This window comes from Agitococcus lubricus (assembly GCF_003051055.1).
In the GTDB taxonomy this organism is placed as follows: domain Bacteria; phylum Pseudomonadota; class Gammaproteobacteria; order Pseudomonadales; family Moraxellaceae; genus Agitococcus; species Agitococcus lubricus.
On record NZ_QAON01000001.1, the window covers coordinates 46,211 to 62,952 of the forward strand.

The window sequence follows — 16,742 nt, forward strand, 5'->3', positions numbered from 1 at the left end:
CAAATCACTCATTATCTAACTTTGCTTTTAAGCCCGAAGCGCGTTGTGTTTTACGGGTAATCGCATGGCTAATTAGCGCATCGGTCGCCCAACACTTGACCCTTGTTTTAGCACGGGTAATCCCTGTGTATAACAACTCACGGCATAAAATGGGGCTATCTTCTTTGGGTAAGACGACGGCGACTGTCTTAAATTCTGAGCCTTGCGATTTATGAATAGTTAAAGCCAGCGCAGTTTCGCTATGCGCTAAACGCGCCGCAGGAATACGTAATAATTGTGCATCGCGCGCAGGAAAGTAGACATAAAATCCGTCCTCTTCGGCCAAGGTAATACCAATATCGCCATTAAACACGTTCAGGCCATAATCATTTTGCGTGACCATGACAGGACGACCATGAAACCAGATTTGTTGAGGGTCTTCTGTTTGTCCTAAGGCTTTTTGTAAAAGTAACGCTAAGCGTTGATTAAGACTATAAACACCATAACTGCCTTCGCGCATGGCACACAATACCCGATATTGGTCAAAAGCAGTCAGTATGTGTTGAGGGCTTTGTTTTTGCTGTAGTGCGTCAACAAAGGCCAGATAATCTTGAAATAATTGTGTCACCACGTGGTCTATTTGCTCGGTCTTATGATAAACCACATCGGGCAAACCTTGTTTGAGTAAGGCAAGGCTGTGTTCGTTCAAGCCTTGACAGATAGCTGCCGCTAATTGGCCAATACCACTATGGCTACCAAAACGCTGGCTTTCCGTCAGTTGCACACTGTTTTGCCTTAAGGTATGGGCTTGACTCAGTTCGGCTAACACTGCCCCTGCTTCAACCGCCGCCAGTTGGTTAGCATCTCCCAATAAAATAAGACGCGCATTTGCGGGTATGGCATTAAATAGTTGATGCGCCATATGCAAGTCAATCATCGAGGCTTCATCGACAATCACGATATCGTATGGCAAGGGATAATGCTGATGATATTTCGCTTGTGTGCTATACCCCATGCCCAATAAGCGGTGTAAGGTAAAGGCTTGGTCTGGGAGTACACTCAGCACATCGCTAGACACACTTAATTGCGACAGGCTATGACGTAAGGCTTCTTGCATACGGGCTGCGGCTTTACCTGTAGGCGCGGCCAAAGCGACCCGCAGGCCATGACCATACGATTGCACTAAAGCCAACAAAATACGGACTAAGGTAAAGGTTTTGCCTGTACCAGGCCCTCCCGTAATGACGGTAAAACCTTGCGCTAACGCGACTTCAATCGCTTGGCGTTGCTTGGGGTGTGTACCTACCGTAAATTGCGCGAGCTGCTCGTCTAAAAGCGTGTGTGTTAACGGCCGATTGAGACGATGAATGGCTTGGCTGAGACCATACTCATCCCACCAATAACGGTATAAATATAAACGATTATTTTCTAATACTAATGGCTTCACTTGAGTTAAGGCATCTTCTGCCAAGGCAATAATCGGCGATTGATAGTTGATTAAACGGGTCAGATGGTCGTCTTGCAAACAGGTATGGCCTTGGTCTAAGGCCGAGCATAAGTCACGCACATAACCCGCTATACGTAAACTGTGTTTTGTGTTTCCCTGTTGGCCTTCGTGTAATCTGACCATCAAGCTGGCAACACCTTCTGCCCATGCCGACACAAATTCGTTAGCAGCAATCGGTAATTGTAAAAAATTCATGGCGTTTCCTCCAACAGCGCACTTAAATCCTCTAATAAGGCGACCGAAGGTTGCCATGGTAAAATCCCTTCCTGACCTTGTGCATGCATACCACGAATGAATAAATAAAACACACCCCCTAAATGGTGTTCGGGCTTATAGTTTAATAAACGGCTCGTTAACCAACGATGTAAGGCTAATGCATAAATAGCCGCCTGCAAATAATAGCCATGACTGTACATCGCCTCATGTAATAGAGCAGGCTGATAGTCTTCAAAACGATGGCCTAAATGATTACTCTTATAGTCGGCAATAAAATAGCGTCCTTGATGATAAAATACCAAGTCGATAGAACCTTTGAGAAAACCCGTAATTTCTTGATAGGGTAAATCTGCTACGCTGACACCGTGTTGACGCAAACAACGAATAAATGCCGTCGTTTGTAGCTTATGTAAGGGTAAATGAAAATCCAACTCACGTAAGGTTTGCCACGGGGCTAAGTCTTTTAAGTGCAAATCGGGACGTAGTGGCGCTTGCATCACGTCTGTAAGCCATGAAATGACATCGGGTGTCCATGTCGTGATAATGCCATGATTTTGTAGTTGCTGTTCGATGAGGCTGTCCCATGTACTCACCTCTTGCCTAAAATCGACTAACTCAAAGAGTTGATGTAAACAATTACCGACATTTTTGGCCAACACACTTTTACCCGCAAAATTAAAACGGGCAAGTGCAACATCGTCATCGGGTTCTTCGATAATAATCTCTTTGCCTTCATCATCTTTGATTTCTAGGACTTCAGCTTCTTGATAATGACTTTTTGCCCCTTGTTGCAAACTACTAAAACTGGTTAAACGAAAGCCACGCCCTACTTTGGGTGCCGTTTTCACGGCTAATAACGGTTGTTGATGTAAGGGGGCTTGCCAATAATCCACGTCTGCCATCCCTTGAGCCATGACTCGAATATCTGGACATACCTGCATCAAACGTGGCATATCAGACAAATAGCTTTCTAACCAATAACCCAATGCCGACAAACGGCCATCATTAGTCGAGGTTTGTAGTGGACACCAATAGATATAACAGCGCTGTACTGCACGGGTGAGTGCCACATACGCTAAGCGCAAATCTTCGCTCAATACTTCGGCGATAATTTGTTGTTGTGCTTGCTCATCTAACTGTTGAGAGAGATTAAAAATCGCTTCGTCTTGTTGATGATAAAAAGGTGTTAATTTATCGGTGCGTGGCGGCTGCCATAAACTCGGAATAAACACTATCGGATATTCCAAGCCTTTAGATTGATGAATGGTGGTTATTTTGACGAGATTTTCGTCACTTTCTAAGCGCAATTCTGCGGCTTCACTGTCTGTAGTTTGTCGTCGTTGTTGATTAAACCAATCACTTAACTGTCGCATGCCGCTGCGTTGACGGTACTCCTCATGCAGTAAATCGGCTAAATGCAGCAAATTGGTTAAAATACGCTCTCCTTGTGGTAAATGCGATATCCGTGCAATAGCTTGTTCTTGTTGTAAAAAATCACGCCATGCAACCATGAACCCTTTTTGCTGCCATAATTTATGGTAGTGCTGAAAGCGCATTAATTGTTGTGTCCACTGGCGTGCGTCTTCTTGCCAAACTAACAACTGAGTTAAGGTTGCACTACATAAACGTGAAATCAACACGGCACGCACTTTAGCTTCATTATGCGGTTCGGCAAAGGCCGCTAAAACTCGCGCCATATCATCCGCTTCGGGAGTCTGAAACACTTTATCTTTAGACTGCACTGCCGCTTTAATACCTGCTTGAGCCAATACGGCACGACATTGCTCGCCTTCGTTATGGCTACGCACCAAAAAGACAATATCTTTGGCCTGCAACACGCGCTCACCTAAAAATACTTGTTTCTGATTAGCGCCTGTTAGTAAATGTACCACCTCGTTAACCGCGTTAGTAATTGCCCATGCCAAGCCTTGCTCTTTATTGGTTTTTTCGGTTGGCCAATAACTTAAACGTAAAGGTTGTAAGTTGGCCTGTGTGCTTTCGCGTACATCAATTAACGGAGCATGCTCACGCGCACCTGTTTTAACCTCCTGATAATGAATCTTGTCTTGTTTGAAGGTATTCGTTTGTTGATTAAACAAGTTATTTAAGGCATTAACGAGTGGGCTGACAGAACGTTGATTGGTATCTAGATGATAGCGTTGTTGCTTATGAATGGCATCGTGTGCTTTAAGATAGGTATAGACATCGGCACCACGAAAGCCATAAATGGCTTGTTTGGGGTCGCCCACCAAAAATAAAGCACAATGCTGTTGCTGCGCTTCTGGCTGTATGTAAATATGCTGCAAAATCTGATATTGAAAATCGTCAGTATCCTGAAATTCATCTACTAAAGCGACGGGGTATTTTTGCCTTAACTGTTGGGCTAATACCGCACCTACATCAGGCTCTGTCAATGCTTCTGCTAAGCGCTTAATTTGCATATCAAAACTTTGACTTTGCTCGGCAGACAAACGCGCTAGTAATTGATATTTAATAACCCCCACTAAATTTGCCTTAAAGCTAAAACCCACAGCAAGCACATAGGCTTCTAGCTCCTCTAACTTAGCCCATACTTGCTCTGCCAAGACAAAAAATGGATGTGACGGGAAATATTGATTGGCTTTCACCGTTTTAGACACGCGTTTTTCATCTAAATGCGCGCGACTAAAGCGTTTTAAGGCCTCTTTGAGTGCTTTATGAAACAAAATACCCTGTAGTTGATGCTGACATTCAATATCCAGCAGGGCATACATTTTTTCTAGGCTCGCCAGCTTAAAACTTTTACCGTCTAATAGGTGGATATGTTCAACAAATAATTGCGCAATCGTTGCCCGTTGTTGTAACCACACCGCCGCAAAGTCTTGCCACAATAATTGTGTTTGCTCGACTAGCATTTTATGTGTGGCGATTTCGGGTTTAATAATGCGTGCTTGTCCCTTTTGTAATACCGTCAACACAAAACTGGCTAATGCCGAGGGCTGAAAGTCGGCATGATTGATAAAATAGCTGACTAATACGGGATGCGCCTGTTGCCAACGCTGCCGACAATAATCCTGAACTAACTCTTCAACCAAGGGGCGAATATCCGTTAATAGTTTTGTTTCAAAAGGCATACCACTGGCTAAGGCTTGTTCTATTAATTCGGCTTGGCAAAACCCGTTAATGGTGGTGATGGTCGCTTCATCAAAATTGGCAATTGCATTATCCAATAAGGCGATAGCTTGGCTTTGACATCGTTTAGCGTGAACCCAGCCTGTCATATAGTCCAAAAAAATATCTGGCTCAAGGTTGCTTTGTGGCTGGGCAAGACCATGCTGTAATTGTACTAAGCGTTGACGAATACGGTCTCTTAACTCAGCCGCTGCCGCTTTGGTAAAGGTAATGGCTAAGACTTGTTTAATTTCTAACTGGCGTTGCACAATTAAACGCGCGACTAAAGCGGATAATGTCCATGTTTTGCCTGTCCCTGCCGATGCTTCTATTAATTGTACACCGATTAACGGACACGTTAAGGCAGGTGTTGTCATGTCAATGCTCCTGCGGCCATCAATTCCTCATTCAGGCGTGTCCATGTCATTTCTTGCTGATGATTAAAGAACCCTTGCCAAACACAAAGCGCAAGACCTTGAAATGCGTCATCAACAGCCTGCGTTTGGTTAGCGTTTGTCACTTGTCGCCAAAAAACATCCGCTTCAACCGTGGCTGCCCAGTCTTTATGCGCCAATAATAGCAACTCATCGACCGTCTTTTTAGCGGCATTCACTTTTTGACAGAAATCATAGCCAAGTTTGAGGTCAAACAATAAAGGCCGTTGCTGTCCTTGTTGAAAATAATGGATTAATTGCTGTAAATACGTGGCTGCCTCTGGGATAGATAATGGCTGTAGCTTATATACGGTATCTAAAAACAATCCATAACTTGGTTTGGCTGCCCCTGCTAATTGCCATGCCAAATGATAGAGCCACAACTTAAATACATGTTTAGGACTCTGTTTGGAAACGGTATAAACAACTTGATAGGGGGCTGTCAGCGGCGGTAACTTAACTAATAGCTGATACTCCCCACAGGCTAACTGCTTTTGCTCGGCTGTATCCTGTCGATTACGCTGTGCTAAGGCGTGTTTTAGGGCTGTCAGTTCTTCTAAACTTTGTTGGCAATAGACCTCACCAATCACACCGACGGGTAATTGTCCTTGCGCACGTAGTTGCGCCAATAACGGCGTTTCACTGAGCACTAATTGTTGTCGTAATTGCCATTGCGCTAACTGGTTAAGTGTTAATGGCTCTTCATCACCTAATTGTTCTTTTAACTCCGCAATGTAGACTTTTAATACCTGTGACAAAAAATATTTAGCAGGGTGTTGATAAAAACGAGACAGTTGTTCTAGCTCTAATAAAAGCTCATGGGGTTGAGCTAACTCACCATCGACAAAACAGGTATTTTTATCACTTAAATTTAATACTGCTTGTGCCGCAGCTAACCACTCAGAAGCGTAGGTTTGTTGTGGTTGTTCGGGCTTAAAATAGCTTGGACTAAATGGCTGTAAGCGATGCGTGACAATACAATGTTGCTCAATCGCTGATTTGCCACCCACTACACGTCTTGACAAATAATCTACTAACTGGCTAATCAAGGAGGAAGGTGGAAAGACCTTGGTTTCGTGGTGACTAAACGCATTATAGAATAATAAAATATGCTGTTTCGCACTCATCAGCGCTTCTAAAAACATACTTTTATCGTCATCGCGGCGTGAGCGGTCACCTGCACGCGGCATTTTATCTTGCCGTAATAAGTCAAACTCGTTAATCACCTCTCGGCGAGGAAAGGCCGTATCTTCTAAACCTAAAATACAAATTACTTTATACGGAATTAAACGTAATGCCCCTAAACGGCTAAAATGGACAACCCCGCCTGGCACAGCACCAGGTGCGGCAGCTGCGACACGTTGGCTTAAATCGTTGAGCAGTAAGTATAAAGGAATCGGGTCGGTCATGCGGGCGATGGTTAAGGTCTCTATTAAGTCATCCAGTGCTTTATGCAAATTTTCCCATGCACGGGTGCCTACCTGTGCCACAAAAAAACGCAGCAAGTCGGTTTTCAGTTGTTGCAAGCCTGTGAGTGGTGCAACGACTTGCTGCCATAAATAACGGCGTTCGGCAATGTCACTGACCGCACGCGCAAGTATCCCTACCAGTCGAAAATCGTCACTGCTTAGGCCTAATACAGGCCGTATACCCGCATAATCTCCCTGAAAATCGCTGGGTAGTGTAATCGCTAATAACAGCCGCTCTAAACCAAACAAAAAGCTATGCACAGTATCGGTGTCTTTACTATCTAAACTGTGTTGTGCGCGATGCTCACCGTCTAAATAACGGTAAATCGCCGCGCGCTCCAACAAATCATGACAACGCTCAATGTCTTCGGCAACCAGCCCATAATGCGTCAAAACAGGAGGTAAACTGAGCCAATCCATAAAATTTGATTTACTGAAGCGTTGTTGGCTCAATTCGTATACGCCATTAAATGCGCGCCATAAACTGTTTTCGGCAACACTGGCTACCCCTGTCAATTGCCACGGAATATGTCTGTCTTTACTGACTGTACCAAATACGGCCTCAATCGCCCCACTGGCGCTTGCAATATCTGGCAGCATGACCACCACATCGTGTGGCTGTAAGTTGGGGTCTTGAGCAAATAAGGTGAGTAAGTTGTCATGCAAGACTTCTAACTGACGCGTCAAGCTGTGACAACGGTGAATTTTAATCGAGTTATCTTCTGCTAATAATGGCCATGTTTGTTGGTCTTCATGCTGTAAATGCAAAATACTGTACTGTAGTCGTTGCAATAAAGTACTGGGTTCGACAGCGTCATCATCAAAAAAATCTAACCAATCGTTTTCTTGCTCACCGCCTGATAACTCAGACAATAGTCTAAAGGTATCACGTTGTTGTTTACCCCATGTCAACAATAAAGGATGGCCTTTATCATAAAGACTCATCCGTTTAGGGTAGCGAATCCGCATTTTAGCCAACCACTTTTCGTCTACCGTATCTGCCCAATATTCCATACTGGGATTAAAATGATAAAAATGAATATCGATAAACGTACTCAGCACCCTAAAAAACTCTAACTCATTAGGCGGCAAACGTACGGTGGTAAAAATAGCAACTCTGGCAGGCAACCGTTTAACACATTGAGGATGATTTTTTAGGGTGTGATAAAACTGCGCTAATAATTGGCCTTGTTGATGATGTTCCTCGGCAAATAAATGCCGCCACAAAGCGGCTTGCCAATCTTGATGTCTTAACTCTTGGTTGACGTACTGCCCTTCTCGCCACTGTGCCAGCCAATCACGTCTATAAATACGATAATAACCAAAGACTTGAGCAATACGCCCTGCCAACTGCCATCGCCCTAATGCCGAAGGTGCAGTGCGAGCCAAATAGCGTTGCAATACGTCATAACACGGCTCATGGGGTAATTGTGCTAAGGCATGAAATAAACGCCAATGCATAACTTCTGGACTGAGCAGTGGGGATTTTGGGGTATCGGGCACAATGTGACTAAAACATTGCCACATAAAATCGGCAGGAAAGGCCGTTTGTAGATTGGCACTGATACCAAAGCCGTGCGCCCACTGATAATTTAACCAACGCCCCAAGGCCAAAGAAGGAATCAAGATGGTCAAAGGCTGTAAGGGATTATCTTGTTTGCGTCCCAAAAATAAGGCAAGCTGATGGAAAAGCGTTTCTAAAGAATGACTTTGAGAAACGGTCAACATAATCTACTCCCTCATGGTATGACCTAGACGTTTATTGTCTCGGTATTGACATCTTCAAGCGCGCTATTCAAAACATACACCCAAAACCCAATGTCATTATTGCGTCGCTTCGGTCTGCTGTTTAACGGCGGGTTGAGGTGGCTTTACGCCTTTTAATGCCTGTTGCACCGCAGGCCAATCTACACTCAGGGGTTTGCAAGGTACGCAGGGCTGTTCTTTTAATAGTTTTTTCATAGCATCAATGCGTGCCTCGGTCTCAGGGTGCGAGGAAATCCATGCTAAGCCGCCACTATCGCCGTGTGCTGCTTGTAGCTTTTGAAAAAAGCTCACCATGCCATCAGGCTTGATATTGGCTTTCACTAAGGTGGCATACCCTAGCCTGTCTGCTTCGGCCTCTAGGTCTCGGCTAAAATAACTCGTACCTAACTGATGAGCAATCACGGCAGTGACGGCACTGACATCACCCAATACGACGGCCAATACCGTCGCCCAACCTGCACTATGAATCATATTTTTTAAGGCATGTTGTCGTTCTACGTGTTGTACTTCATGGGCTAAAACCGCAGCCAACTCGTCGGCATTGCTGGCTTTATTAATGAGTGCAGAATGAACAACAATAACACCTCCAGGTAAGGCAAAAGCATTAATAGTATTATCGTGTTTAATGTACCACTGATAACGATAACGCGAGCCTTGTGTTAAGCGTTTACCAATATCTGCTACGGTTGTTGCTGCTTTGCCTTCATTAAGAATCGTGTGTTCCGCCTTAAACTGTTCTAAGGCCGCCTGCCCTAATTTTTCTTCTGTAGATAACGGGACTTTGCTCGCTGCCCACGTCAAGATATTGTCGTATTGCCACCACAAACCAACGATCGCAAGCACACAAACCGCAACAGCACCACCAATCAGTGACCATACCGTTTTGATATGTCGGTCTTTGTGATGCCATTTTTGGAGTTGATTCGCTAAATTCGTAGGGGCGGTCGCCAGTATCACCTGAATATCTTTACTGCTCTGTGCTTTGATTGCCCATGCTTGGCCTAGTTCCTGCCAGTTTAAGAACAATTCATTATGTTCAAAGCCGCCCACACTCACGACAAGACTGGCACAATGTACCTCAACGGGCATAGTTTCTATTTTGAGTAGTTGCCCGACAAAATAGCAATTTACGAGAATCCCTGTTGAAGGCACAGTTGGCGCATATAAGGTTGCAGCAAAGCTCACTGGCATGATTTAGCCCCCCATCTCACCCAAAAACGTGAGTACAGCAATGATAATCACTATCACCAAATACAACTTACCACCTAAACCTCGGCGATTACGGCCTGCAACGGCGGCTGCCATTAATTCAGCACCTAAACGTTGCATGGGTAAGGACTGTAGCCATACCGTGCCAGGCCCTGTGAGGGAGGCATAAAATAGCCCTTCGCCGCCAAAAAGTGCCGTTTTTAGTTTACCTGCATAATGAATGTCGTAGGTGACGGCAGAACTCAGGGCAACCAAACAGCCGCTATCTACCTGTAAGGTTTGTGCGGGGGCTAACTGCTGCATACTTAATGCCCCTGTGGCATTGATAAAGACGATACCTTTGCCAACAATACGCTGCATGATAAAGCCCTCACCTCCCAAAAAGCCAACACGTAGCCGCTTTTGGAAGGCTAGCTGCACTTTAGTGCCTTCTTCGGCGGCCAAAAATGCCCCTTTTTGACAAATCAACTCACCGCCAATCTCTGATAAATTGATAGCAATAATTTTACCCACTGTCGGTGCTGCAAACGATACGCGTAATGGGTTTGCGGTCTGATTACGGTAACGGGAACTGAATAAGGCCTCGCCTGTCGATGAGCGTTTGAGGGCATTGACAAAGCGGCCCATCATCCCAAAACGGGAGGCTGAGCCGTCGCCTAATACCGTATCAACATCAATATGATTATCCATATACATCATCGCACCTTGCTCACCGATAATCGCTGCATGAGGGGCTAAGGTGACTTCGACATATTGCATATCTGAGCCTAAAATTTGATAACTGATATCAGACATATTCTCTCCTAATCTTGCCATCGGTCGGGATTGAGGCAAAAACCAATCACCGTTCCTAGTACAGCCAATACCAAAATAATTTCAATCGTACCCACAATGCCTGTGGTCGCGCCTAATACACTTCCTTTTAAGGCATTGACTAACTTAGCACGCCGACGTTTAGTTGTGGACAACGGCGCACGTTTTTTGCCATGTTTAGAACGTGCCTGCCGACTACTGCCATCACCTTTGGCGCGATTACAGCGAATACATGCAGGATATAAATTATTGAGACGGTGCGTACCGCCTTTAGCTTGTGGATTAGAATGCTCGACTTCCCATCCGCCTGCCGCTTTTAACATGCCGTAATGGGCAAACACTAATTTTTGATGACAAATATGACAATAACCTGATGAGCGTAGAAAAATCTTTTCTAACTGACTATTAGTAAAACGCATGCGACTCTAACTTAATAAATTTACTGAACTGATTAAAAACTATGTTTAAGACAACAAATGATAAACTTTACTAATAAAATTAACAGCTTAGCTAACAATAAAACGACACAAGTTGTCGGATTGTCTTTCTGAGAGTCTCGTCCAGTTTGGCTAACAAAGTAAGCCATAGACACCTCATTTTGATACCCACGAAGGATATTTGACACGAAAACAGGCGTAACTGTTTTTTTTATGAACAGGCAAGATGAGTTTTGTTCATTTTTTGCCCAAAATACAGTAAATAACGTGACTTTAGCCAATCTTATTGCTATAGCTAAAAGAGATAATACGCTAAAAATCGCGTTAGTGTGTTGCGGATAAACATTATATCTAACAACATCTATAGGGGTGTATGGTAGCGCTATTTGTCATTACCCCGTATTTCCGTATAGAATTTGTCGATTCGGTCACATTTGCTAACAATAACAACAACTGGAGGGGCAATAATGGCTCGTCGATTTGCATTCATCTTGGCTTCTGTTTTGGCCTGTGCGGTAGCCATGCCCGTCTATGCAGCGGGTGAAGATGATTTAGATGAATTCCAAACTAAACTGGGCAATCAATGGGTATTAGTCAAAAACGATACCCGTCGCAATATTAAAACCTATGCCAAACAAGAAGATGGTAAACGCTTTCGTTCGTTTAAAGTCGATGCGGTCTTAGATAGTACCGTAGAGTCGGGTGTGCGGGTCTTACTCGATGCCGAAAACTACACGAAGTGGTATTGGGAAGTCTTTGAAAGTCGAATGCTAAAACAAGTATCCCCCACTGAATACTATTTATATCTCAAACACCGCGCCCCCGTCAGTTTACCTGACCGAGATGTGATTTTACATGCCACTGTTGAACTACAAAAAAAACCCAGTGACCCGATTACCTTGCGTGTAAAAGCCGCACCTGACTACATTCCTGAAGCCCCACCCCTCATTCGGATGCCCGCAGAAGATATGGTGGCTCACTTTACGCCCCTACCCAATAATCAGGTGCGTATTGAGGCTGAAGGCTATGTTGACCCTGGTGGAAGAGTACCGACATGGGCGAATAACTACATTCAGCGTAATGCCCCCTATAGCATTTTAGTGGGGTTGTTACGGATGATGACTAACGAAAGTTACCGTAAAGCCAAGACACCTTTGCCTTTTAAGGTCTATAACAGCCCAACAGATAACTAAACGTGGCCGTCAACGACAACTCGCCTAAGTGCGAGTCGTCGATTGACCTGTCAATAGTCGCCACGGCTGCAATGCGCCCGTCACCATACCCAGCAAACCCAAGACTAAACCGATGGTTAAAGGCTCATCTAAAATAGGGACGGCTAAACTAGCGGCTAACATGGGGGCTAAAGCCAAAAAGCTCCCCACTGTAAACGCCCCTAAACGCCTCACCGCCTCGATAAAGGTCAACATGGCAACAATCACCACCAAGATGCCTTGAAATCCTGCTTGTAAAGCAATCACTGACCACGAGGCTTGCGCCATACCACTGGGCAAAAATAACCAATAGATAGGTAAAAATAGCAGCGCGGAGATAATCGCCACCCCTACCGTGGCAGGAATTGGCGGTAATTGCCAACGCTTTAATAACGCCGTATACGCTGCCCACGATGCAGAAGCAGCGGCAAACATGACATCGCCCCAACCAAAATGGCTGTTGGGATTTTGTAGCTCTAAAAAGGCCATCGCACCAATCCCAAAAGCGATACAGCTTAAACCTAGCCAACGGTCACGGGTCATCGCCTCACTCACCAGCAACCACCCCATAAATGCTGTCCAAAAGGGTAAAAAGCCGTGTAAAAATATCGCGCCATGTGCCGCAGGCGCTAAACTAAAGCCGACATAGGCCAACATGGCATACCCCAAGCCGCCCAAAATAGCGACCACTAAATAACGCCAATTCAAGAACTGACGTATCTCCATTTTCCAGAGCACATAAGGCAATAAAACGATGGCTGCCGTCCCAAAACGTAAAGCCGTAGTATCCCAAGGGGTCAGTACACTTTTACCTGCCAACCGCGAGACTAAAATAAAACTTGCCCAAACTGACAAGGTAAATAACACCAAACCATAACCTATCCATTGTTGGCGAGAGGTCTGATTCATCCGATACTCCGTTGTCTAAAGGCTTCATATAAGACAATGCCCGTCGCCACACTGACATTCAAACTTTGTACTGTGCCTTGCATAGGAATGTAGGCCAACGTATCACAATGCTCACGCGTTAAACGGCGCATCCCTGTCCCTTCTGCGCCCATGACAATCGCTAAAGCGCCTGTCAGTTTAATGTCATATACTGATTTTGCTTCGGGTGTTAATGCCGTCCCCACCAGCCATACGCCTTCATCCGCCAACATCTTTAAGGTACGCGCTAAATTAGTGACTTGAAATAAGGGTAAAACTTCTGCTGCACCCGATGCTGTTTTGCGTGCTACCGCATTTAAGGCGGCTGATTTATCTTTGGGAGTAATCACCGCATGTACACCAACCGACTCTGCCGTACGCAAACATGCACCTAAATTATGGGGGTCGGTAATATTATCTAATACCAATAAGAATGGAGGGACAGATAAACGCTGCAAAAATTCGGCTAAATCGTGCTCATTCGCAGGGCTATGACTACGCGCACGCGCGACAACGCCTTGATGCTGACCTTGAGCGGCTAACTGGTCTAACTTATCACGATTGACCGCTTGCACTGCCAATCCAAACTGCTTGGCCAGCTCAATAATTTGTTGTAAGCGCTCATCTTCGCGGCTGTTTAGCACAAACACATCAAGTACCTGTTCGGGATGATGTGTTAATAACGCATGTACGGTATGTAAACCATAAATATTTTCTGTTTTGGCCATAATGTGGCAATACTCTGCAAATTTCAGGACGGAAATTAGGGTCTGTTGACGTTTTGCGTGTGAGCCGCGTTGCTGATAAAAATGGACTCAGGCAAGGCACAAAACGCAGCGAATAGTGATTCTATTAGCCAGTTTTGTAACGTAGAATGAGTCAATTTTTAACGCACCCCCAAGGGAAAGAACTATTTTTTGAGGCTACGTTGTTGTTCATCACTTATTTGGAATAACCAAACTGCGCGCTTCACGCCTCGTATCCTCTAAAAAATAGCTTCTTTCGCAACCACAATCAAAATATCAACAGACCCTATGTTAGAACAGCGAAGATTATCGCTTATTGGGTGGATATCGCTAACGGTGATAACCCCAAGAAAACCTTTGACCAACCCACAGCAAATGGCTAGCTATCGCGTGTCGATAACTAGCCGATTCAAGAGTTAGCCTGACTTTCGACGCGACTTGGGCTTTTTAGCTTTGGTCTTGGCGTTTGTTTGACTTTTTTTGGCTTGGGCAGCACTTTTTTCTGCATCCGAGCGTAAATCAGGCTTTTTGTTACGCGACTTTTTAGCTTTGCTAGTGTCGGGAGCAGTCTTTGAGACCACTTTACGCCGTTTTACGGAATGTAATTTAGCGATAAAATCAAAATCCATTTTACGCTCATCTAAATTGACACCCGCCACTCGCACTTCGACTTTATCGCCCATCGCATAACTCTCACCTGTTCGTGAGCCAATTAACTGATGAAGTACAGGGTCAAAGTTAAAAAAATCGCCTGCCAAATGACGGACATGCACTAAGCCTTCCACAAAAATATCATCTAAGGCCACAAAAAAGCCAAACGCCGTGACGGCACTAATCACCCCTGTAAACACATCACCGATATGGTCTTGCATGTATTCACACTTTAACCATGCGGTGACATCGCGTGTTGCCTCATCGGCTCGGCGCTCATTGAGCGAGCATGCTTCGCCTAAGGCTAACATCTCCGTCATATCCATGGCGGGCGGCGCATCGGGATGACGTAAACTATGACGAATGACGCGGTGTAATAATAAATCAGGATAACGACGAATCGGTGAGGTGAAATGGGCATAGGCTTCATAAGCCAAACCAAAATGACCTAAATTTTCGGGACTATATACCGCTTGCATCATCGAACGTAATAACATGGTTTCGATAATCGCCGCATCGGGTCGGTCTTTAATCGCTAATAAAACGGCCTGAAAGTCGGCAGGTGTTGGCTTTTTGGCCTTAAAATCAATACCTAATAACGCCAAATAGCTTTTGAGTTTAATCAGCTTTTCGTCTTTTGGCCCTTCGTGATTACGATACAACGCAGGTAACTGGCGTTTTTGTACATACTCTGCTGCGCAGACATTGGCCGCCAACATACATTCTTCAATCAGCATGTGCGCCTGATTACGGGTACGCGGCAAAATTTTGTCGATTTTACGTTGTTCATCAAAAATGATATAGGTTTCAGGCGCGTCAAAATCCAAAGCCCCTCGTTTTTCGCGAGTTCCACGTAAAATCTTAAATAAACCATATAAATTATGTAAAGGCTGAATCAGATGTGGATAGGTCTTGCTCACCTGTTGGCCTAACTCACTATCAGGCTGCTCTAATAAGGCACTGACTTGGGTATAGGTTAAACGTGCTTTAGAGTGCATCACCGCTTCATAAAAACGGTAACTGGTGACTCGCCCTAAACGGGAAAGGGTCATATCACAGACCATACACAGACGGTCAACCTGTGGTTTAAGTGAGCATAAGCCATTCGACAAGATTTCTGGCAACATGGGCACCACAAACCCCGGAAAATATACCGAGGTTGTCCGTTGTCGTGCTTCCATATCTAAGGGGGCATAAGGTGTGACATAGTGGGAAACGTCAGCAATAGCAACCACTAAACGATAGCCGCCCCCTGCCCTTTTTTCGGCATAAACAGCATCATCAAAGTCTTTGGCATCTTCGCCATCAATGGTTACTAAAGCCAAATCCCGCAAATCAACCCGTCCTTGTTTGTCAGCCTCAGCAACTTCGGGGGTCATATCGACAATTTGACGTTCTACATCGACAGGCCAAACATGCGGGATTTCAAAATTGCGTAGCGCAATTTCTATTTCTAAGCCTGCGGATAAATAGTCACCCAAGACTTCTATCACTTCGCCCACGGCAAAGCTGTGATGAGTGGGCTGCTCTACAATACGTACATCAATAAATTGGCCTAACTGCGCACCTTTAATATCACCTTGCAGTACAATTTCTTGTGTCATACGTGGGTTATCAGGCATGACATAGGCTATACCATCTTCTTCGCAATAACGTCCAACTAAATGGGTCGTCTTGCGTTCGATGACTCTGACAATACGGCCTTCAGGACGACCTTTGTGGTCGTAACCCACAACACGCACGAGGGCGATATCACCATGAAAAACCAAACGCATTTGTTTGGACGTTAATAAAATATCAGGCGATTTGTCTTCTGGAATTAAAAAACCAAAACCGTCAGGATGTCCTTGCACATACCCTTGCACACATTCGCTTTCATCTAAGGGTTTGAACAGGCCGCGTCGGTCACTGGCTAATTGACCATCACGCACCATCGCACCTAAGCGGCGTTGTAAGGCAAATTGACGTTCGTCATCATAAAGCCCCAGAATACCCGCAAGTTGCTCACAGGAGAGTGCTTTAGGATGCTGACTAAGAATTTCTAGGATAAGTTCACGACTGGGGATAGGATTTTCATATTTTTCAGCTTCGCGCTGAGCTTGTGGGTCTTGCCACGAATTTTGGGTCATAAATTACTTTGTTCTCTATAAAAATCAGACCATTTTATGTTTTGCCCACGTTGGCTCTTTGTCATTATTCAGGAATGAGGAGCGGCAAAAACAGTAC

Annotated in this window: 10 protein-coding genes; 1 reads left to right on the forward strand and 9 read right to left on the reverse strand. The window is 44.8% G+C overall.

Going from position 1 to position 16,742, the window contains the following annotated elements:
- Positions 1-4: 4 nt before the first annotated feature.
- The 6 genes from recD to C8N29_RS00180 all read right to left on the reverse strand — a co-directional run bounded on the left by recD (position 5) and on the right by C8N29_RS00180 (position 10,963).
- Positions 5-1,681, reverse strand: coding sequence for an exodeoxyribonuclease V subunit alpha (gene recD / locus C8N29_RS00155; protein ID WP_170106831.1), 1,677 nt, complete (start codon positions 1,679-1,681; stop codon positions 5-7).
- Positions 1,678-5,229, reverse strand: a complete 3,552-nt coding sequence (recB, locus tag C8N29_RS00160; RefSeq protein ID WP_107863996.1) for an exodeoxyribonuclease V subunit beta — start codon at positions 5,227-5,229, stop codon at positions 1,678-1,680. The genes recD and recB overlap by 4 nt, the downstream gene beginning before the upstream one ends.
- A complete protein-coding gene (gene recC / locus C8N29_RS00165) occupies positions 5,226-8,483 on the reverse strand; it encodes an exodeoxyribonuclease V subunit gamma (RefSeq protein ID WP_107863997.1) in 3,258 nt (1,085 codons plus the stop codon). The genes recB and recC overlap by 4 nt, the downstream gene beginning before the upstream one ends.
- 96 nt (positions 8,484-8,579) lie before the next feature.
- Positions 8,580-9,713 (reverse strand): M48 family metallopeptidase, encoded by a 1,134-nt coding sequence (locus C8N29_RS00170; RefSeq protein WP_107863998.1) that lies wholly within the window; start codon positions 9,711-9,713, stop codon positions 8,580-8,582.
- A 3-nt stretch (positions 9,714-9,716) separates the two neighbouring features.
- Positions 9,717-10,526 carry an AIM24 family protein gene (locus C8N29_RS00175; RefSeq protein ID WP_107863999.1) on the reverse strand — a complete coding sequence of 270 codons (810 nt, stop codon included), beginning with the start codon at positions 10,524-10,526 and terminating at the stop codon, positions 9,717-9,719.
- An 8-nt stretch (positions 10,527-10,534) separates the two neighbouring features.
- The gene (locus C8N29_RS00180; protein ID WP_107864000.1) at positions 10,535-10,963 is read right to left on the reverse strand and encodes an HNH endonuclease; all 429 of its coding nucleotides are present in this window, start codon (positions 10,961-10,963) and stop codon (positions 10,535-10,537) included.
- A gap of 485 nt (positions 10,964-11,448) precedes the next feature.
- Here C8N29_RS00180 and C8N29_RS00185 point away from each other — a divergent pair, with 485 nt between their 5' ends.
- Positions 11,449-12,174, forward strand: coding sequence for an SRPBCC family protein (locus tag C8N29_RS00185; RefSeq protein ID WP_107864001.1), 726 nt, complete (start codon positions 11,449-11,451; stop codon positions 12,172-12,174).
- Between the two features lie 24 nt (positions 12,175-12,198).
- Here the strand turns inward: C8N29_RS00185 and C8N29_RS00190 are convergent, their stop codons facing one another.
- The 3 genes from C8N29_RS00190 to rnr all read right to left on the reverse strand — a co-directional run bounded on the left by C8N29_RS00190 (position 12,199) and on the right by rnr (position 16,645).
- A complete protein-coding gene (locus C8N29_RS00190; RefSeq protein WP_107864002.1) occupies positions 12,199-13,101 on the reverse strand; it encodes a DMT family transporter in 903 nt (300 codons plus the stop codon).
- On the reverse strand, positions 13,098-13,847 hold the full coding sequence (gene rlmB, locus C8N29_RS00195) for a 23S rRNA (guanosine(2251)-2'-O)-methyltransferase RlmB (protein ID WP_107864003.1): 750 nt from the start codon (positions 13,845-13,847) through the stop codon (positions 13,098-13,100). Before rlmB ends, C8N29_RS00190 begins: the two co-directional genes overlap by 4 nt.
- Before the next feature lie 434 nt (positions 13,848-14,281).
- On the reverse strand, positions 14,282-16,645 hold the full coding sequence (gene rnr, locus C8N29_RS00200; protein WP_107864004.1) for a ribonuclease R: 2,364 nt from the start codon (positions 16,643-16,645) through the stop codon (positions 14,282-14,284).
- Positions 16,646-16,742 lie beyond the last annotated feature (97 nt).